Here is an 18,333-nt window from a genome sequence, read left to right as displayed (position 1 = left end):
ACCCGGTACGCCGACCGTACGCCCTGCGTCAGCGTGTTCACACATAGTGTCCGTTTGCAGCCGGATCGTTATGCTCAATTTCCGCTCAGATGTAATGACGCTGGTCGCGGTGCGTGACTAAGGTCCTTCCAACCGAGGAGGACGGAGCTAGAAGCCGATGAGCGGAGTGTCAGTGACCAAGGGCGCCGACGACGCCGTACCCGCAGCGGGCGACCTGGTCGTGCTGAGCAACGTGAACAAGCACTTCGGCGCGTTGCATGTGCTCCAGGACATCGACCTGACGATCACACGCGGCGAGGTCGTCGTGGTGATCGGACCGTCCGGGTCCGGTAAGTCCACGCTGTGCCGCACCGTCAACCGTCTGGAGACGATCGACTCCGGAGCGATCTCGATCGACGGCAAGCCGCTGCCCCAGGAGGGCAAGGAGCTGGCCCGGCTGCGCGCCGATGTCGGCATGGTCTTCCAGTCGTTCAACCTCTTCGCGCACAAGACCGTCCTGGAGAACGTGACCCTGGGCCAGGTCAAGGTGCGCAAGACCGACAAGAAGGCCGCCGAGGAGAAGGCGCGGGCACTTCTCGACCGCGTGGGCGTCAGCGCCCAGGCCGACAAGTACCCGGCGCAGCTCTCGGGTGGCCAGCAGCAGCGCGTCGCGATCGCGCGGGCCCTGGCGATGGACCCCAAGGTCATGCTGTTCGACGAGCCGACGTCGGCCCTCGACCCCGAGATGATCAACGAGGTCCTCGAGGTCATGCAGCAGTTGGCGCGTGACGGGATGACAATGGTGGTCGTCACCCACGAGATGGGCTTCGCCCGGTCCGCCGCCAACCGGGTCGTGTTCATGGCAGATGGCAAGATCGTCGAAGAGGCCACCCCCGAGGAGTTCTTCAGCAACCCGCGCAGCGACCGGGCCAAGGACTTCCTGTCGAAGATCCTTCACCACTGAGTCCTGGATCCCCCGATCCGCATCACTTCGCGTCAACTCTAGGGAAATCATCATGAAGCTTCGCAAGGTCACCGCCGCTTCGGTCACCGTGTTCGCGCTTGCCCTGACCGCCACTGCCTGCGGCTCGGACGACAAGGACAGCGGCTCGGGCGACTCGGGCGGCAAGAAGATCACCGTCGGTATCAAGTACGACCAGCCGGGCCTCGGCCTGAAGACGCCTGACGGCAAGTTCACCGGCTTCGACGTCGACGTCGCCAACTACGTCGCCAAGGAGCTCGGCTACGCCCCGGGCGACGTCGAGTTCAAGGAGACGAAGAGCGCCGACCGCGAGACCGCACTGGCCCGCGGCGACGTGGACTTCATCGCCGCCACGTACTCGATCAACGACGAGCGCGCGCAGAAGGTCGACTTCGCCGGCCCCTACCTGCTCGCCCACCAGGACCTGCTGATCCGGTCGGACGACAACGTCGCCAAGGGCGACGACCTCAACGGCAAGAAGCTCTGCTCCGTGACCGGCTCCACGTCCGCCCAGAACGTGAAGAAGGACTTCGCGCCCAAGGCCCAGCTGCAGCAGGTCGGCACGTACTCCGAGTGCCTGGCTGCCCTCCAGAGCGGCGCCGTCGACGCGCTGACCACGGACGACTCGATCCTCGCCGGCTTCGCGGCGCAGGACCAGTACAAGGGCAAGTTCAAGCTCGCCGGTCTGAAGCTCAGCAACGAGAACTACGGCATCGGCGTCAAGAAGGGCGACAAGGCGATGGTCGACAAGATCAACGCCGCCCTCGAGAAGATGGTCAAGGACAAGGCCTGGGACAAGGCCGTGACGGACAACTTCGGTCCGGCCAACTACAAGAACGAGCCCGCCCCGAAGATCGGCAACATCGTCAAGTGAAGCAGGGCTGAGACGGCACGCCGCCACTGACGGCGGCGTGCCGCGCCCTCCTACACGCGGAAGCGCGGGAGACAGTGTTCGACTTTCTTGAAGGTTACGACTTGCTCGGGGCGTTCTGGGTGACGGTGCAGCTCACCGTCTTCTCCGGAATCGGCTCCTTGGTACTGGGCACCATTCTGGCCGCGATGCGGGTGAGCCCTGTTCCTCTGATGCGTGCCTTCGGCACGGTCTATGTGAACGTGGTCCGGAACATTCCGTTGACCGTCATCATCGTCTTCTCCTCGCTCGGTCTCTCCAATGTCTTCGGCATGACGCTGGGCGCGGCGGACGACTTCAAGGCACTGGCGTTCCGGCTGTCCGTACTCGGACTGGCCGCGTACACCGCAGCCTTCGTCTGCGAGGCCGTGCGGTCGGGCATCAACACGGTGCCGGTCGGTCAGGCGGAGGCGGCGCGGGCCATCGGACTGAGCTTCAGCCAGGTGCTCATGAGTGTCGTGCTCCCCCAGGCGTTCCGCTCGGTGGTCGGTCCGCTCACCAATGTGCTGATCGCCCTGACCAAGAACACCACGGTCGCGGCTGCCATCGGTGTGGCCGAGGCGGCCCTGCTGATGAAGGAGATGATCGAGAACGAGGCGCAGCTGGTGCTCATCTCGGCCGTCTTCGCCTTCGGATTCGTGGTCCTGACTCTGCCCACCGGTCTCATCCTCGGCTGGGTCGGCAAGCGCGTGGCGGTGAAGCGATGACCTCGGTCCTCTACGACGCTCCTGGCCCCCGCGCCAAGCGCCGCAACATCGTCTACACCGCCGGCTTCCTGGCAGTGCTGGCGCTGCTGTGCTGGTGGTTCATCAGCGTGATGTCGGACAAGGGACAGCTCGAATGGTCCCTGTGGAAGCCCTTCACCGAGGCGCAGGCCTGGACGACCTATCTGCTGCCCGGCCTCGTCAACACGCTGAAGGCCGCCGCCCTCGCGATGGTCATCGCACTGCCCCTCGGCGCGATCTTCGGCATCGCCCGGATGTCCGACCACCGCTGGATCAGGGTTCCGGCCTCGGTCGTCGTGGAGTTCTTCCGCGCCATTCCGGTCCTTCTCCTGATGCTGTTCGCGAACCAGCTCTACGCGAACTCCTCCGGCATCAGCAGTGACGTCCGACCGCTGTACGCCGTGGTCACCGGCCTCGTCCTGTACAACGCCTCGGTGCTCGCCGAGGTCGTACGGGCCGGCATCCTGTCGCTGCCCAAGGGGCAGACGGAGGCGGCCAAGGCCATCGGCCTGCGCAAGGGTCAGACGATGACCAGCATTCTGCTGCCGCAGTCCGTGACCGCGATGCTGCCCGCGCTGGTCAGCCAGCTCGTCGTCATCGTCAAGGACACCGCTCTCGGCGGCGCGATCCTGGCCTTCACGGAACTGCTGAACGCCCGGGGCACACTCGCCGCGAACTACGCGAACGTCATTCCCAGCTTCATCGTCGTCGCGCTGATCTACATCGTCCTCAACCTGATCCTCACGACCTTCGCGTCGTGGCTGGAGCGCAGGCTGCGCCGTGCGAAGAAGAGCACGGGGGCGGTGCTCGCCGCCGATCTGGCCGGCGCCGAGGAGCCCGTCGCCGAGCCCGGCATCAGGACCGGTGACGGCAGGACCACCTGACAGCTCATCGGATGTACGACCGGTGAGGGGCGGCGGCCATGGGCCGCCGCCCCTCACGGCGTTCCGGTGACACGTCCCACGAGTGCCCGCAAAACGCAGGGCCCTCCGTTGCGTACCGTGGTCGCTTGACGCGGGCACGCGCAATAGGTTGCATACGTTCTGTGATCGCGCACCGGGCTCCTACCGCACCTCTCCGCACGTCCCTCCGGGCCCGAGGAGTCACGTCGTGGACCCGGTGATCATCGTCGGCGCGGGTCCCGTGGGGCTGGCGCTCTCCGTGGCCCTTGCCCAGCGAGGAGTCCCTTCTGTCCTGCTCGACGACAGCGTCGGCAAGGAAGAGCCCCGCCCGGCGCGCACGGTCGTGCTCCGCCCCGATGTCGCGTCCATGATGGAGCGGCTCGGATGCACCACTCTTCGTGACGAAGGAGCCCGCTGGGTCGGCTGGCGCACGATGCGGCGGAAGCAGGACGTCCGCGTGGTCGCGCTGGAGGACGATGTTGCTCCCTCACCGCTGCACATCCCTCAGCACGCCCTGGCCCGCGGGCTGCGCGACGCCGTCGCCGCCCAGCCGCTGATCAACCTCGTGACCGAGAGCCATGTGGACTCGCTGGAGCAGGACGACGACGGGGTCAGCGTCCACACCCGTGGCCCGGAGGCCACGTGGTGGCGCGGGAGCCATCTCGTGGGGTGCGACGGCGCGCGGTCGACGGTCCGCAAGCTCCTCGGTGTCCGCTTCCCGGGACGCACGGCGGTGGAGCGGCACGCGGTCGCCACGCTGCGCACCGAACTCCCCTGGCCCGACGAGGCGTTGCTGCACCGCCTGCCGCCGTGGCGGACGGGCGGTGAGGAGATCACCGCGCGCCCGTTGCCGGACGACGTCTGGCGCCTGGACTGGCTGCTGCCGGCCCGTGGCGAACTGGTCACTCCTGATGCCCTGATCGCGCGGGTACGGGACACGCTCGCCGGCTGGTCCGGCGGGACGGCGTCGTACGAGCTGATCGACACCGGAGTCCACACGCTGCACCACCGGCTCGCCCGGCGCTGGCGCGTGGGCCGGGCCTTCCTCGCCGGCGACGCCGCGCATCTTCTCGGCGCCGTGGGCACCCAAGGGCTCGACGAAGGGCTGCGGGACGCGGAGAACCTTGCCTGGAAGCTGGCGCACGTCTGGCACCACGGCGGGTCCGAGCTACTGCTGGACAGCTATCAGGCGGAACGCCGTTCGTGTGTCGCTGCCCGGCTGCGGGCCGCGGACCAGTCACTGCCGATACTGCGCGGCAGCAGCCCGCTGCGTACGTACCTTCCCGGTGCCGCGCGCGGCCACGACGCCCTCCTCATGGACGGCCATCTGGGGCTGGGCCCGCTCGGCGCGCCCCCCGTCTACACGCACTCCCCTCTGGCACCCGAATACGCCCCTGGGCAGACACTCGTCGGTACGGAGGCCGGCGCCCCGGTCGTCGACGTCCGGGTGACCACACCCGACGGGACGAGCGCGCGACTGCGGGACCGGCTGGACGGCGGGCAGTTGCTCGTGGTCCTCGTCGCACCGGGTACGGGGGTGTGGGACCAGCGGCACTGGATGAGCGCGGGGGTGATGCCACGCCTGGCGGCGGCGGTGACGGCACTGCCCGTGCGGGCAGAGCTACTGGTGACGGAGAGCTATCCCGGCGCCTCGGCACACACCGTGCTGCTGGTGCGGCCGGACGGGCATCTGGTCGCCGCGTTCACGGGGGTGCGGCCCGCGGAGCTGTATGCGGCGGCGGACGCGGCGCGAGGTGGCCCACCGTCATCGGTGCGCAGTGACCGCACTGCGGACATCAATTGACCGTCACGGACACGCGTGGTGTACTCCGGAACGTGACCGACACCGATGTGCGCCTGTGGCGGAGGGTCCATATGGACCTCGTCCGCTATGCGGGCTGCGTGTGTCGACCCTCCTGCTGAATTCGCCTCTCCCTCGCGCGCGGGCCACTGAGCCTGCGCGCGCTCCCGCGAACTTCCAGGACGGTTTCCGTGTCCCAGTCTGTCGTGAACCCTGTCACCCCTGCGTCTGACACTTCTGCCTCTGACACCTCTGCCTCTGACATCTCGGTCTCCGGCACCGCTGGCTCTGGCACCGCTGTCTCCGGCACCTCTGCTTCCGAGCCCGCCGTGTCCGTCTCCGGCGCCCCGGTCGAGAGCGCACCGGACTCGGAGGACCTGGTGGCCGAGCCGACGGCTCCGACCGCGGCCGAGCTCCTCGAATTCGTGCGGAACGCCGCCGCCGACACCGACCTCATCGCCTCACTGCCCCTCGACCCCGAGGGCCGCACCTGGGTACGGCTCGAAGGTCCCGGCGGCAGCGAGGCCTGGCTCATCGCCTGGCCACCCGGCACGGGCACCGGCTGGCACGACCACGCCGAGTCGTTCGGCGCGTTCGCCACGGCCGCCGGTGAGCTGAAGGAGAACTCGCTCGCCGTACGGCTGCCCGCGAGCGGCTGGAAGACCTTGGAACTGCACGAAGGCGTCGACCGCGAGCGGCAGTTGGGCGCGGGCCGGGCCCGCGCCTTCGGTACACACCATGTGCACGAGGTGCTGAACGAGTCGGCGAGCGAGCATGCCGTCTCGGTCCATGCCTACTACCCGCCGCTGCCGCTGATCCGGCGCTTCAGCCGGACCGGTGCGGTGCTCCGTCTCGAGCAGGTCGAGAGCCCGGAGGACTGGCAGTGAGTGAGCAGGGTGACCGGGTCGGGATCGACGAACTGCTGGAACGGGTCCGCGAAGGACTGGACCGCGTCGAGCCGAAGCAGGCCTTCGCGGAAGCGGCGGAGGGCGCCCTGCTGGTGGACATCCGCTATGCGGCCCTGCGCGACCACGACGGGCTGATCCCCGGCGCGCTGGTGGTGGAGCGCAACGAGCTGGAGTGGCGCCTGGATCCGCAGGGCAGCCATCGCGCACCCGAGGCGGTCAGCCACGACCTGCGGGTCGTGGTGATCTGCAACGAGGGCTACGCGTCCTCCCTCGCCGCGGCGTCACTGCGCGACCTGGGCCTGCACCGCGCGACCGACCTCATCGGCGGGTTCCAGGCGTGGAGGGCAGCGGGCCTCCCAGTAGAGGCGTAGGCCGGCCCGGGGTCGCGCCGGGCGCCCCCGGGCTTCCGGCTTCCGGCTTCCGGCTTCCGGCTTCCGGCTTCCGGCTTCCGGCTTCCGGCTTCCGGCTGGATGCTGGGCCGTTCCCCCGTGCGCTCCTCCCCCGCCGGCCCGAGAGGCTAGAACCCCCCACCCTCGTCCAGGCCTTCCACGTCCTCGCCCTCTTCCTCCAAGGCTCGTCTGACCACCCGTAGCGCCATGCCCTCCGGGTAGCCCTTGCGGGCCAGCATGCCCGCGAGGCGGCGTATGCGGCGGTCGCGGTCGAGGCCGCGGGTGGAGCGGAGTCTGCGGGCGACCAGCTCGCGCGCGGTCTCCTCCTCCTGCTCGGAGTCGAGCTGCCCCACCGCCTCGTCGATCAGCGACGAGTCCACGCCCTTCGTCCGCAGCTCCCTCGCCAGCGCCCGTCGGGCGAGGCCGCGGCCGTGATGGCGGGACTCCACCCACGCGTCCGCGAAGGCCGCGTCATTGATCAGGCCCACGTCCTCGAAGCGGGAGAGAACCTCCTCGGCCACCTCCGAGGGGATCTCCCGCTTGTACAGCGCATCCGCGAGCTGTTTGCGGGTGCGCGGCGTCCCGGTGAGCAGGCGCAGGCAGATCGCCCGCGCCCGCTCTGCCGGGTCCTGGGGCGACAGCTCCTTCTCGGCCCTCGACGAGTCGGCGCTGTCGCCCGGCCATTCGGTTCGCCGGGCCATGCGCTAGCCCTTGGCCGCCGCCGTCTTGGCCGCCTTGGCCTTGGTGGCAGGCGCAGGCACCGACTTCGCCGCGTCCTCGGCCGGAGCAGCCGGGCTGCCCGCCGCGTCCGCGCCGGGCTCGGCCGCCGGCGCCTCCGGCTTCACACCGACGCCCAGCTTCTCGAGGATCTTCTTCTCGATCTCATTGGCGAGATCGGGGTTGTCCTTCAGGAAGTTACGGGCGTTCTCCTTGCCCTGTCCGAGCTGGTCGCCCTCGTACGTGTACCAGGCGCCCGCCTTGCGCACGAAGCCGTTCTCCACGCCCATGTCGATCAGACCGCCCTCGCGGCTGATGCCATGGCCGTAGAGGATGTCGAACTCGGCCTGCTTGAACGGCGGTGCGACCTTGTTCTTGACGACCTTGACCCGGGTGCGGTTGCCCACCGCGTCGGTGCCGTCCTTCAGGGTCTCGATACGCCGGATGTCGAGGCGCACCGAGGCGTAGAACTTCAGCGCGCGGCCACCGGTCGTGGTCTCCGGCGAGCCGAACATCACGCCGATCTTCTCGCGGAGCTGGTTGATGAAGATCGCGGTGGTCTTCGACTGGTTCAGCGCGCTGGTGATCTTCCGCAGCGCCTGGCTCATCAGCCGCGCCTGCAGACCGACGTGCGAGTCGCCCATCTCGCCCTCGATCTCCGCCCGCGGCACCAGCGCGGCGACGGAGTCGATGACGATCAGGTCGAGCGCGCCGGAGCGGACGAGCATGTCGACGATCTCGAGCGCCTGTTCACCGTTGTCCGGCTGGGACAGGATGAGGTTGTCGATGTCGACACCGAGCTTCTTCGCGTACTCGGGGTCGAGGGCGTGCTCCGCGTCCACGAAGGCCACCGAGCCGCCCGCCTTCTGGGCGTTGGCGACGGCGTGCAGCGTGAGAGTCGTCTTTCCGGAGGACTCCGGGCCGTACACCTCCACCACACGGCCTCGCGGCAGTCCGCCGACGCCGAGCGCGACGTCGAGCGCGGTCGACCCGGTGGGGATGACCTCGATGGGCTCGTTCGGCCGCTCGCCCAGGCGCATCACCGCGCCCTTGCCGAATTGCCGTTCAATCTGTGCGAGCGCGGCGTCGAGCGCCTTCTCGCGGTCGGTTCCTGCCATGGGTTCCACCCGATTTGCTTGAGTCGATCGCTTCACGTCAAAGACGCTATCCCCTGCCACTGACAATGGGCCTCGACGTCCTTCCAGCCTGTGGACAACTCCCGGGTCACCGCGGCCGGAATCCCATAAGAATGGATGTTCGATTTCGGTGTCAAGCGCACCACGCTGCGCACCACGAACCGTCGGCCCCGGCCTGTCCGGGCAGGCCTGCACCCCGCCTGGTGGCGCCCGTCAGGCGGGACGATCGGGGTCGTCGGTGCCGGGCCCCGCACCGGGTTCGCCGTGCGGATCCGGTGCCGCAGGACCACCGGCGGCGGGCGGACCGGCGGGCGGCTCCCCCTCGCACGCAGCTCCCTCGGGCCGCTCGGCCTCGTGCGCGGCCTCCGCGGGCGCGTTCTTCCCCGCTCCCGGGGCGTCCCGCTTCTTGCCCAGCACATCGCGCATCCGCCGGAGCGTCCGGCCGCCGCGATGCCGGTGACCGTGCACCCGCGGGTCGTCGGTGACCTCGTACCGCTTCACATAGGCACCCAGGAAGGCCTGGAGCGTGGCGACCGCCGGAATCGCCACCAGGGCGCCCACCGCTCCCAGCAGCGCCGTGCCGGCCACGACCGATCCGAAGGCCACCGCGGGATGGATGTCGACCGTCTTGGAGGTGAGCTTCGGCTGGAGCACGTAGTTCTCGAACTGCTGGTAGACCACCACGAAGCCGAGCACCCACAGCGCGTACCAGGGGTTCACGGTGAAGGCGATCAGCATCGGCAGCGCGCCCGCCAGGTAGGTGCCGATGGTCGGGATGAACTGGGAGACGAGGCCGACCCACACGGCGAGCGCCGGGGCGTAGGGCACACCCAGGATCTCCAGCAGGACGTAGTGCGCGCCGCCGGAGATCAGTGCCATCAGGCCGCGCGAGTAGATGTAGCCACCCGTCTTGTCGACGGCGATCTCCCACGCCCGCAGCACCTCGGTCTGCCTGGCCGGCGGCAGGACGGAGCACAGGGCGCGGCGCAGCCGGGGTCCGTCGGCCGCGAAGTAGAACGAGAACAGGAAGATCGTCAGCACCTGGAACAGACCGCCGAGCACGGTCGCCGAGATGTCCAGCACGCCGCTCGCGCTGTTCTGCACATAGCGGCGGAGCCAGTCCGAGCGCAGCAGGCTGTCCTGGACCTCCACGCGGGACAGCTCGGTGCTGAAGGTGTCGTTGATCCACTTGATGACCGAGTCGAGGTACTGGGGGAAGTCCTCGACGATCTGCACGATCTGACCTGCCAGCATCGAGCCGAGCAGGAAGACGAAGCCGGCTCCCGCGATCAGCACGGCGAAGAAGACCAGGAAGGTGGCGAGTCCTCGCCGCATCCCCCGCGCGGCCATCCTGCCGACTGCGGGCTCGATCGCCAGCGCCACGAAGAAGGCGATCAGGATGTTGATCAGCAGCCCGATGAGCTGATGGAAGGCCCAATTGCCGAGCTGGAAGCAGGCGTAGAGCGTCAGCGCGAGCACCATCGCGCGCGGCAGCCAACGGGGCATCCGGGCAGAACCGGCGGATCCGGCCACCGGCGGGCTCGGCGGCGCCTGCGGAGGAGTCGCGCCTCCCGCGGGCGTGCCCTGCTCGGTTCTCTCCTGGTCACTCTCGTCGGTCTGGGCCACGGGCTCAGTCTCGCCTACAGCCGCGGCCGCTGGTCGGCCGCCCGGGTGTCCATCACATGAATCACCTCTTGTCGGCAGGTACATCCATGGCTGCGCACACGGCTCGCCAGACGTCCTTGGCCTCCCAGCCGGACCGCAGCGCCTCGTGGACCGTACGCCCTCCGAGCTCGGTCATCACATGGTCGCGCGCGAAGGAGTCGGCGTAGGCAGAGCCGAAGTGGTCCGCCATCCGCTCCCAGAAAATCGTCAACCGCATGACTGCATTATCCCGCTCCCGGGGGTGCAGCATCGTCCGTCCCACATGCCGAAAGCTCTTTCCGCCCTACCGTCGGAGGATGGCTGGAACCGGAGCAACCCCTGTGCCCTCTCCCGCGTCACCACTCTCCCGCGCAGAGCAGTTCGTCTGGCTCACGGCCCGGGTCCTGGAGCAGAGGCGATTCGCGTATCACTTCCTGGGCGGGAGCTCTGATGCCGTCGAGACCGCCCTGGCCGCCTATCTCGACGAGGACGGCGGCTACGGCCACGCCCTCCAACCGGATCTGCGCGGACCCGTGAGCCAGCCCCTGCACACCGCACACGCCCTGCGCGTCCTGGACTCCATCGGCCGTTGCGGCGGGCTCCGCATCGAGCGGATGTGCCGCTACCTCACCGATGTCTCGACCGCGGACGGTGCGCTTCCCGCCGTCCATCCCTCGCAGCGCGGCTATCCGTCGGCGCCGTTCGTCCCCGTGGTCGACGACCCGCCGAGCGAACTCCTCACGACGGGGCCGGTGGTCGGCCTGCTGCACCGCAACCAGGTCTGGCACGCGTGGCTGTTCCGGGCCACGGACTACTGCTGGACCGCCGTCGACGCGCTCGAGAAGTCGCATCCGTACGAGATCGAGGCCGCGATCACCTTCCTGGAGGGTGTGCCGGACCGGGTCAGGGCGGAGGCCACCGCCGACCGGCTCGGGCGGCTGGTGCGCGAGCAGACACTGGCGGTGCTGGACCCGGCACGGGTCGAGGCGTTCCCGGTCGCCGACGGCTATGCGCCGGAGGAGCACCACTTCCCGCACGACTACGCCCGTACACCTGAGTCCCTGGCGAGGCGCTGGTTCACGGACGACGAGATGGAGCGGTCGCTGGACCACCTGGAGAGCCGCCAGCAGGACGACGGCGGCTGGCCCGTGAACTGGTGCCAGTGGGCGCCCGGTACGGCCCTGGAGGCCCGCCCGATCGTGACGATCGAGGCACTGCGGACACTGCGGGCGTACGGCCGTGCGATCGGCTGACCGCGCGGGCCTCAGCCCGCTTCACCGCCTCACTCGTCGCCGCCGCTTCACCCGCCGAGTGCCCGCACTCCCGCCGTGACCGCCACGGCCGCGCCGACCACGATCAGGAAGGGCGCCCGCATCATCAGCGCGACGGCGGCCGCCGCGAGGCCGGCCGCGCGGGCGTCGAGGACCAGGGAGCTGTTGTCACTGAAGGTCTGCTGGGCGGTCAGGGCGGCCAGCAGCGCGACGGGCAGGAGGGCCGCCAGCCGCTGGACGACCGGGCGCTCGAGCGTGTGCGCCGGCACGAGCAGACCGGCCAGCTTGACCAGGTAACAGCCGACGGCGGTGGCTGCGATCGCGATCCAGATGGTCATCGGTCGTCTCCCTTCGTACTGCCGGACTCGTCACGGCCGGACTCGTCACGGCCGGGCTCGTCACTGCCTCGTTCGGTACGGACGGCCTCAGCCGCGTCCGCGTCCGCCTCAGCTGAGGCTGCCGGTCCGGCGGCACTCGCCGCGATGTCGGTCTCCTGTGCCCTGCGCCCGAGCAGCCCCCGCCCCATGAGCCAGAGCACTGCAGGCGCGGCCAGCGCGGCCACCAGCACCGGGACTCCGGCGGGCAGCACCGGCAGGAACCCGAGTCCCAGGACGACGGCCAGCCCGGCGACGACACGTTCGGTGGTCGTCCGCAGCATGGGTGCGAGCAGTGCCAGGAACACGGCGGGTCCAGCGGCGTCCAGCCCCCAGGCATCCGTGTCGCCGAGCGCCTCGGCACCGAGCGCGCCGACCAGCGTGGTCAGGTTCCACAGCACGTACAGCGTCAGACCGGTGACCGTGAAGCCGATCCGTACCGCCCGACGGGTCGGCTGGGCGAGGGAGACGGCCGTGGTCTCGTCGATCACCCAGTGCGCCGCGAGCGGACGCACGAAGCGCGGCAGGGCGAGCAACTGCGACAGCCGCAGTCCGTAGAAGGCGTTCCGCACGCCGAGGAAGAAGGCTCCTGCTGCGGCGGCGAGCGGGTTGCCGCCCGCGGCGATCGCGCCGACGAGCGCGAACTGCGAGGCGCCGGTGAACACCAGAAGGCTCAGCGCGCAGGTCTGGAGCAGGGTGAGTCCGGCGCCCGCGGACGTCACGCCGAAGGCGAAGCCGGAGAGGCCGACGGCGATGCCGACGCCGAGCGCGTCACGGACGACGGCCGAGTCCGGCTTGGACGGGGGCTCTGGGGGTGTCGTGCGTATCTCCGGCGGGCTCGGGGTGCGGGTCTGGGGAGGGGCTGTCTGTTCTGGCACGTCAGGGACGCTACGTGGGGCTCTCGCCCGAGGTCTTGTACGTTCTTGCACGCTCTTTGCGATAAGCGCCGGGAGGCACGCCCACGATCCGGGTGAAATGCCGGTTCAGATGGGGCTGGTCGGTGAACCCCACGGCGACGGCCGCGTCGGCGGGCGCGGCCCCGGCGTCCAGGAGCCGACGGGCCCGGCGTACCCGCGCATTGGTGAGCCAGGTGTGCGGAGGCATGCCGTACGCCGCTTTGAAGGCCCGCAGGAGCGCGAAGGGGCTCGTGCCGAGCTCCAGCGCAAGCCGCTCCAGGGACGGCGGATCGGTCATGCGCTCCTCCAGCAGCGCCTTCGCCTCCGCCGCCGTACGCGCCCCGGAGGCACTCGGCGTCCGGGAGGGCAGCCGGCTGCCGTGCCGCGCGACCAGCCGGGCCACGGCCACTCGGAGCAGGCTGTCGGCGGCGAGTGCGTTGCCCGCCTCCGCCGCCTGATGGACACCGCGAATGAGTTCGGCGGTCTGCGCGTCCTCGACGATCGTCTCGCCGAACGCGGGCGTGCCGCGCACCGCGCTGACCTCGCCGGCTATCTCGGTGACGAGATCCACGGAGGGATACAGGGTCGAGTACGCCCAGCCCTCGTCCACTCCGGCCCGCGCCGAGTGCGGCACCTCGGGATTGATCATGACGACCGTGCCGGGCCGGGCGCTGATGTTGCCCTCCGGCATGCTCACGTCCTCGACCCCGCCGGTGACCGCCCCGAAGACGAAGCCCTCGTGACTGTGGCGGGGAAAGGTGTGCCGCACATAGCGGGCACGCAGGAGGTCGAGGCCGGGCAGTTCCTCGTACTGCCAGTGCCGTGCCCACTCGTGATCCGCCGGACCGCTCATTCAGCCATTGTGCGCCCGAGCGTGCCCCGCTGACCTGCGCGTCCATGACGCGGACAGTAATTGTCAGTGGTCCGGTGCACGATGGTGGACATGGCCAGGACCGCACTCGATTCCTTCTCTCCCGCGACCCGCAGCTGGTTCACGGGAGCCTTCAGCGCGCCCACCGCCGCGCAGGAAGGGGCCTGGCAGGCGATCGGCGAGGGCTCGGACGTCCTGGTCGTGGCGCCGACGGGCTCGGGCAAGACGCTGGCCGCGTTCCTCGCCGCGCTCGACGACCTCGCCTCCACTCCCCCGCCCGCGGACCCGAAGAAGCGCTGCCGCGTCCTGTACGTCTCCCCGCTCAAGGCGCTCGCCGTCGACGTGGAGCGCAATCTCCGCAGCCCGCTGACCGGTATCCGCCAGGAATCCGTGCGTCTCGGGACGCCCGAACCCGAGATCCGTGTCGGCATCCGCTCGGGGGACACCCCCGCCGCCGAGCGCCGCTCCCTGGCGACGAAGCCGCCGGACATCCTCATCACCACACCCGAGTCGCTGTTCCTGATGCTCACCTCCGCCGCACGGGACGCGCTGTCGGGCATCGAGACGGTGATCCTCGACGAGGTGCACGCCGTCGCGGGGACGAAGCGGGGAGCGCACCTCGCCCTGTCGCTGGAGCGTCTCGACGAGCTGCTGCCGCGCCCGGCCCGGCGTATCGGCCTGTCGGCGACGGTCCGCCCGGTGGACGAGGTGGCCCGCTATCTCTCCCCGCAGCGGAAGGTGGAGATCGTCCAGCCGACGTCGGGCAAGGAGTTCGACCTCTCGGTGGTCGTCCCGGTCGAGGACATGGGAGAGCTGGGCGGATCCCCGGCCTCCGAGGCCTCGTCGTCGCCGGACGGCGGCGACAAGCCGTCGATCTGGCCGCATGTCGAAGAGAAGATCGTCGACCTCGTCCAGGCCCATCGCTCCACGATCGTCTTCGCCAACTCCCGCCGGCTGGCCGAGCGCCTGTGCAACCGCCTCAACGAGATCGCCTATGAACGGGCCACCGGCGAGGCGATGCCGGACGAGGCGTCGCCCGCGGAGCTCATGGGGCAGTCGGGGTCCGTGCGCGGCGCCCCGCCGCTCCTCGCCCGCGCGCACCACGGTTCGGTCTCCAAGGAGCAGCGAGCCCTGGTCGAGGAGGATCTGAAGGCGGGGCGGCTGCCTGCCGTCGTCGCCACCTCCAGCCTGGAGCTGGGGATCGACATGGGGGCGGTGGACCTCGTCGTGCAGGTCGAGTCGCCGCCGTCGGTGGCATCCGGCCTTCAGCGCGTCGGCCGCGCGGGCCATCAGGTGGGTGCGGTCTCCACCGGTGTCGTGTTCCCGAAGTACCGCGGCGACCTGGTGCAGTCGGCGGTCGTCACCGAGCGGATGCGCACCGGTTCCATCGAAGCGCTGCGCGTCCCCTCGAACCCTCTGGACGTGCTCGCCCAGCAGCTGGTGGCCATGGTTTCCCTGGACACCTGGCAGGTCGACGACCTGCTGGCACTGACCCGGCGGGCCGCGCCGTTCGCCTCGTTGCCCGAGTCGGCGTTCACGGCCGTCGTCGACATGCTGGCGGGACGGTATCCCTCCGACGCGTTCGCCGAGTTGCGGCCGCGTGTGGTCTGGGACCGCGTCGCGGGTACGGTCACGGGCCGGCCGGGCGCACAGCGTCTCGCCGTGACGTCCGGCGGCACCATCCCGGACCGCGGTCTGTTCGGCGTGTTCCTGGCGGGCGCGGACCCGAAGAAGGGCGGCGGCCGGGTCGGCGAGCTCGACGAGGAGATGGTCTACGAGTCGCGGGTGGGCGACGTCTTCACACTGGGCACCACCTCGTGGCGGATCGAGGACATCACCCGCGACCGGGTGCTCGTCTCCCCAGCGCCCGGAGTTCCGGGACGCCTGCCCTTCTGGAAGGGCGACCAGCTGGGGCGCCCGCTCGAACTGGGGCGTGCGGTGGGCGCGTTCCTCCGGGAGGTCGGCGGACTGTCCCCCGAGGACGCCCGGCTGCGGATGCTGGCCGCCGGCCTGGATGCCTGGGCCGCCGACAACATCCTGGCGTACCTCGACGAGCAACGCCGTGCGTGCGGCCATGTACCCGACGACCGGACGATCCTCGTCGAGCGGTTCCGGGACGAGCTGGGCGACTGGCGGGTGGTGATCCACTCGCCGTTCGGCGCCCAGGTGCACGCCCCCTGGGCGCTGGCGCTCGGCGCCCGGCTCAGCGAGCGGTACGGCATGGACGCCCAGGTCATGCACGCCGACGACGGAATCGTGCTGCGGCTGCCGGACGCCGATCTGATGGGCCTGGACCTCCTGGACCAGGACCCGGTGCATCTGGATGCGACGTTCGACAGCGACCAGGCCCCGGTCGGTGCGGCCGACGCCGTCTTCGACAAGGGCGAGATCAACCAGATCGTCACGGACCAGGTGGGCGGCTCCGCGCTGTTCGCCTCCCGGTTCCGCGAGTGCGCCGCGCGGGCGCTCCTGCTGCCCCGGCGCAGCCCCGGCAAGCGCACCCCGCTGTGGCAACAGCGCCAGCGTGCGGCCCAGCTCCTGGAGGTGGCGAGCGAGTTCGGGTCCTTCCCGATCGTCCTCGAAGCGGTCCGTGAGTGTCTCCAGGACGTCTTCGACGTGCCGGGCCTGACCGAGCTGATGGGCGACATCGAGGCCCGCCGGGTCCGGATGGTCGAGGTCACCACACCCGAGCCCTCGCCCTTCGCCCGTTCGCTGTTGTTCGGCTATGTCGCCCAGTTCCTCTACGAGGGCGACTCACCGCTGGCCGAGCGCAGGGCGGCCGCCCTGTCGCTGGACTCCCGGCTGCTGTCCGAGCTCCTCGGCCAGGCGGAGCTGCGCGAGCTGCTCGACGCCGACGTACTGACCGAGCTGGAGCGCGAGCTCCAGTGGCTCACCGAGGACCGAAGGGTCAAGGACGAGGAGGGCGTCGCGGACCTGCTGCGGCTCCTCGGCCCGCTGACGGACGCGGAACTCCTCGAGCGCGGCGCCGAACGGCAGTGGCCCCGCGACCTGGCCGCGTCCCGCCGGGCGATCCAGGTGCGGATCGCCGGAGCCGATCACTGGGCGGCGATCGAGGACGCCGGACGTCTGCGCGACGCACTCGGGACCGCGCTCCCGGTGGGCGTCCCCGAGGCCTTCACCGAACCGGTCAAGGATCCGCTGGGCGATCTGCTCGCCCGGTTCGCGCGGACACACGGCCCGTTCACCACGGCACAGGCGGCCGGCCGTTTCGGGCTGGGCGTGGCCGTGACCGACGGTGCGCTGCACCGGCTGGCCGCGAGCGGGCGTGTGGTGCAGGGCGAGTTCCACCCCGCCGGCATCGGCCAGGAATGGTGCGACGCGGCCGTGCTGCGACGGCTGCGCCGCCGGTCGCTGGCGGCCCTGCGCCACGAACTGGAGCCCGTACCACCGGCCGCCCTGGCTGCCTTCGTCCCCCAGTGGCAGCATCTGGGCAACAACAGCCTGAGCGGCATCGACGGGCTGGCCCGCGCCGTCGAGCAACTGCAGGGCGCGGCCGTCCCCGCCTCCGCCCTGGAGAAGCTGATCCTGCCGTCCCGCGTCCGCGGCTACAACCCCGCGATGCTGGACGAGCTGACCACGGCCGGCGAAGTCCTGTGGGCCGGGGCGGGCGCGCTGCCCGGCAAGGACGGCTGGGTCTCGCTCTACCTCGCCGACGCGGCACCACTGCTGCTTCCCCAGCCCCATCCGCTGGAGCTCACCGCGCTCCACGAGTCCGTCCTGACCGCCCTCGCCCCGGGGTACGGGCTGTTCTTCCGCCAGATCGCCGAGCAGGTCCGCGCCACGACCCATCCGGACGTGAACGATCCCCAACTGGCCGACGCGGTATGGGATCTGGCCTGGTCCGGCCGGCTCACCAACGACACGCTCTCCCCGCTGCGCTCGCTCCTCGGCTCGGGCCGCACCGCCGGTTCGACGGCACACCGCGCCAAGCGGACGGTGCCGCGCGGGCGCTACGGAAGCCTGACAGCCGCCGCCCGCACCGCTTCCCGTACCGGACCGCCGACGGTCAGTGGCCGCTGGTCGCTGCTGCCGCCTCTCGAACCCGAACCGACCCATCGCGCACACGCGCTGGCCCGCACCCTGCTCGACCGCCATGGCGTGGTGACGCGCGGCGCGGTGGCGGCCGAGGGGGTCGAGGGCGGCTTCTCCGCCACGTACCGGATCCTCGCCGCCTTCGAGGACAGCGGACAGGCGCGGCGGGGCTATGTGGTCGAGGGGCTGGGGGCGGCCCAGTTCGCGATGGACGGTGCGGTGGACCGGCTCCGGGCCGCGGCCAACACCCTGGACCGGAGCGGAGGCGACGCGCCGCCCCAGGCGGTCGTTCTGGCCGCCGCGGACCCGGCCAACGCCTACGGAGCCGCGCTGCCCTGGCCCGAGCCGCCGGACGGCGCCGGCCACAAGCCGGGCCGGAAAGCGGGATCCCTGGTGGTCCTGGTCGACGGCGAGCTCACGATGTACATGGAGCGCGGCGGGAAGTCATTGCTGTCCTGGGCGACCGACCCGGATTCGCCGGTCCTGCACGCGGCGGCCACGGCGCTGGCCAACGCGGCGCGCGCGGGAGCCATCGGCACGATCACGGTGGAACGGGCCAACGGCGTCTCGGCGCTGACCTCACCGCTGTCCCGGGCGCTGGAGGTCTCGGGCTTCCTCGCCACACCACGAGGGCTTCGGCTGCGCCCCTGAGGCGTTGACCGCGAGGCCGGGCCGGGGCGCGCGAGGCCCGGTCCCGTACAGAGAAGGCCCGCTCACGGACACCGCCCCGCTCGCCCTCACAGAGACGGTGCTTCGCCTCGCACACGGCTCGCTC

At 70.5% G+C, this 18,333-nt stretch carries 17 protein-coding genes; 10 read left to right on the top strand and 7 right to left on the bottom strand.

What is annotated here, in order from left to right; translation table 11 throughout:
* Nucleotides 1-157: 157 nt before the first annotated feature.
* The 8 genes from ACQPWZ_RS26990 (at nucleotide 158) to ACQPWZ_RS26955 (ending at nucleotide 6,578) form a co-directional block, all read left to right on the top strand.
* Nucleotides 158-943: an amino acid ABC transporter ATP-binding protein gene (locus tag ACQPWZ_RS26990; protein ID WP_313943712.1), complete on the top strand. Its 786-nt coding sequence runs from the start codon at nucleotides 158-160 to the stop codon at nucleotides 941-943.
* 52 nt (nucleotides 944-995) lie between these two features.
* Nucleotides 996-1,835: a glutamate ABC transporter substrate-binding protein gene (locus tag ACQPWZ_RS26985; RefSeq protein ID WP_340475795.1), complete on the top strand. Its 840-nt coding sequence runs from the start codon at nucleotides 996-998 to the stop codon at nucleotides 1,833-1,835.
* A gap of 74 nt (nucleotides 1,836-1,909) precedes the next feature.
* On the top strand, nucleotides 1,910-2,578 hold the full coding sequence (locus tag ACQPWZ_RS26980; protein WP_340475794.1) for an amino acid ABC transporter permease: 669 nt from the start codon (nucleotides 1,910-1,912) through the stop codon (nucleotides 2,576-2,578).
* Entirely contained in the window at nucleotides 2,575-3,480 is a 906-nt protein-coding gene (locus ACQPWZ_RS26975; RefSeq protein WP_340475793.1) for an amino acid ABC transporter permease, read from the top strand. Before ACQPWZ_RS26980 ends, ACQPWZ_RS26975 begins: the two co-directional genes overlap by 4 nt.
* 226 nt (nucleotides 3,481-3,706) lie before the next feature.
* A complete protein-coding gene (locus tag ACQPWZ_RS26970) occupies nucleotides 3,707-5,302 on the top strand; it encodes an FAD-dependent monooxygenase (RefSeq protein WP_433572582.1) in 1,596 nt (531 codons plus the stop codon).
* A gap of 32 nt (nucleotides 5,303-5,334) precedes the next feature.
* Entirely contained in the window at nucleotides 5,335-5,421 is an 87-nt protein-coding gene (locus tag ACQPWZ_RS26965) for a putative leader peptide (RefSeq protein WP_311605579.1), read from the top strand.
* Between the two features lie 207 nt (nucleotides 5,422-5,628).
* Nucleotides 5,629-6,186: a cysteine dioxygenase gene (locus tag ACQPWZ_RS26960; RefSeq protein WP_433572581.1), complete on the top strand. Its 558-nt coding sequence runs from the start codon at nucleotides 5,629-5,631 to the stop codon at nucleotides 6,184-6,186.
* Complete coding sequence (locus ACQPWZ_RS26955; RefSeq protein ID WP_433572580.1) at nucleotides 6,183-6,578, top strand: rhodanese-like domain-containing protein; 396 nt, start codon at nucleotides 6,183-6,185, stop codon at nucleotides 6,576-6,578. The genes ACQPWZ_RS26960 and ACQPWZ_RS26955 overlap by 4 nt, the downstream gene beginning before the upstream one ends.
* A gap of 146 nt (nucleotides 6,579-6,724) precedes the next feature.
* Here ACQPWZ_RS26955 and recX read toward each other — a convergent pair whose 3' ends face one another.
* From recX to ACQPWZ_RS26935, 4 genes are all read right to left on the bottom strand, one after another.
* Nucleotides 6,725-7,297 carry a recombination regulator RecX gene (recX, locus tag ACQPWZ_RS26950; protein WP_433572579.1) on the bottom strand — a complete coding sequence of 191 codons (573 nt, stop codon included), beginning with the start codon at nucleotides 7,295-7,297 and terminating at the stop codon, nucleotides 6,725-6,727.
* 3 nt (nucleotides 7,298-7,300) lie between these two features.
* On the bottom strand, nucleotides 7,301-8,431 hold the full coding sequence (recA, locus tag ACQPWZ_RS26945) for a recombinase RecA (RefSeq protein WP_340475790.1): 1,131 nt from the start codon (nucleotides 8,429-8,431) through the stop codon (nucleotides 7,301-7,303).
* A 231-nt stretch (nucleotides 8,432-8,662) separates the two neighbouring features.
* A complete protein-coding gene (locus ACQPWZ_RS26940; RefSeq protein WP_433573874.1) occupies nucleotides 8,663-9,955 on the bottom strand; it encodes an AI-2E family transporter in 1,293 nt (430 codons plus the stop codon).
* Nucleotides 9,956-10,136: 181 nt separating this feature from the next.
* On the bottom strand, nucleotides 10,137-10,331 hold the full coding sequence (locus ACQPWZ_RS26935; RefSeq protein WP_340475789.1) for a DUF3046 domain-containing protein: 195 nt from the start codon (nucleotides 10,329-10,331) through the stop codon (nucleotides 10,137-10,139).
* Nucleotides 10,332-10,410: 79 nt separating this feature from the next.
* On the opposite strand from ACQPWZ_RS26935, the gene ACQPWZ_RS26930 reads away from it, so the two are divergent.
* On the top strand, nucleotides 10,411-11,346 hold the full coding sequence (locus tag ACQPWZ_RS26930; RefSeq protein ID WP_433572578.1) for a hypothetical protein: 936 nt from the start codon (nucleotides 10,411-10,413) through the stop codon (nucleotides 11,344-11,346).
* A 47-nt stretch (nucleotides 11,347-11,393) separates the two neighbouring features.
* On the opposite strand, the gene ACQPWZ_RS26925 is transcribed toward ACQPWZ_RS26930, so the two are convergent.
* From ACQPWZ_RS26925 to ACQPWZ_RS26915, 3 genes are all read right to left on the bottom strand, one after another.
* Nucleotides 11,394-11,702 (bottom strand): AzlD domain-containing protein, encoded by a 309-nt coding sequence (locus tag ACQPWZ_RS26925; protein WP_433572577.1) that lies wholly within the window; start codon nucleotides 11,700-11,702, stop codon nucleotides 11,394-11,396.
* On the bottom strand, nucleotides 11,699-12,565 hold the full coding sequence (locus ACQPWZ_RS26920) for an AzlC family ABC transporter permease (RefSeq protein WP_433573873.1): 867 nt from the start codon (nucleotides 12,563-12,565) through the stop codon (nucleotides 11,699-11,701). The genes ACQPWZ_RS26925 and ACQPWZ_RS26920 overlap by 4 nt, the downstream gene beginning before the upstream one ends.
* Before the next feature lie 61 nt (nucleotides 12,566-12,626).
* Nucleotides 12,627-13,487 carry an AraC family ligand binding domain-containing protein gene (locus ACQPWZ_RS26915; protein WP_433572576.1) on the bottom strand — a complete coding sequence of 287 codons (861 nt, stop codon included), beginning with the start codon at nucleotides 13,485-13,487 and terminating at the stop codon, nucleotides 12,627-12,629.
* 90 nt (nucleotides 13,488-13,577) lie between these two features.
* On the opposite strand from ACQPWZ_RS26915, the gene ACQPWZ_RS26910 reads away from it, so the two are divergent.
* Nucleotides 13,578-18,209 (top strand): ATP-dependent helicase, encoded by a 4,632-nt coding sequence (locus ACQPWZ_RS26910; protein ID WP_433572575.1) that lies wholly within the window; start codon nucleotides 13,578-13,580, stop codon nucleotides 18,207-18,209.
* Nucleotides 18,210-18,333: the final 124 nt, after the last annotated feature.

This window comes from Streptomyces sp. CA-251247, assembly GCF_050952975.1.
Lineage (GTDB): Bacteria > Actinomycetota > Actinomycetes > Streptomycetales > Streptomycetaceae > Streptomyces > Streptomyces achmelvichensis.
This window is presented reverse-complemented; position numbering and strand designations above follow the sequence as displayed.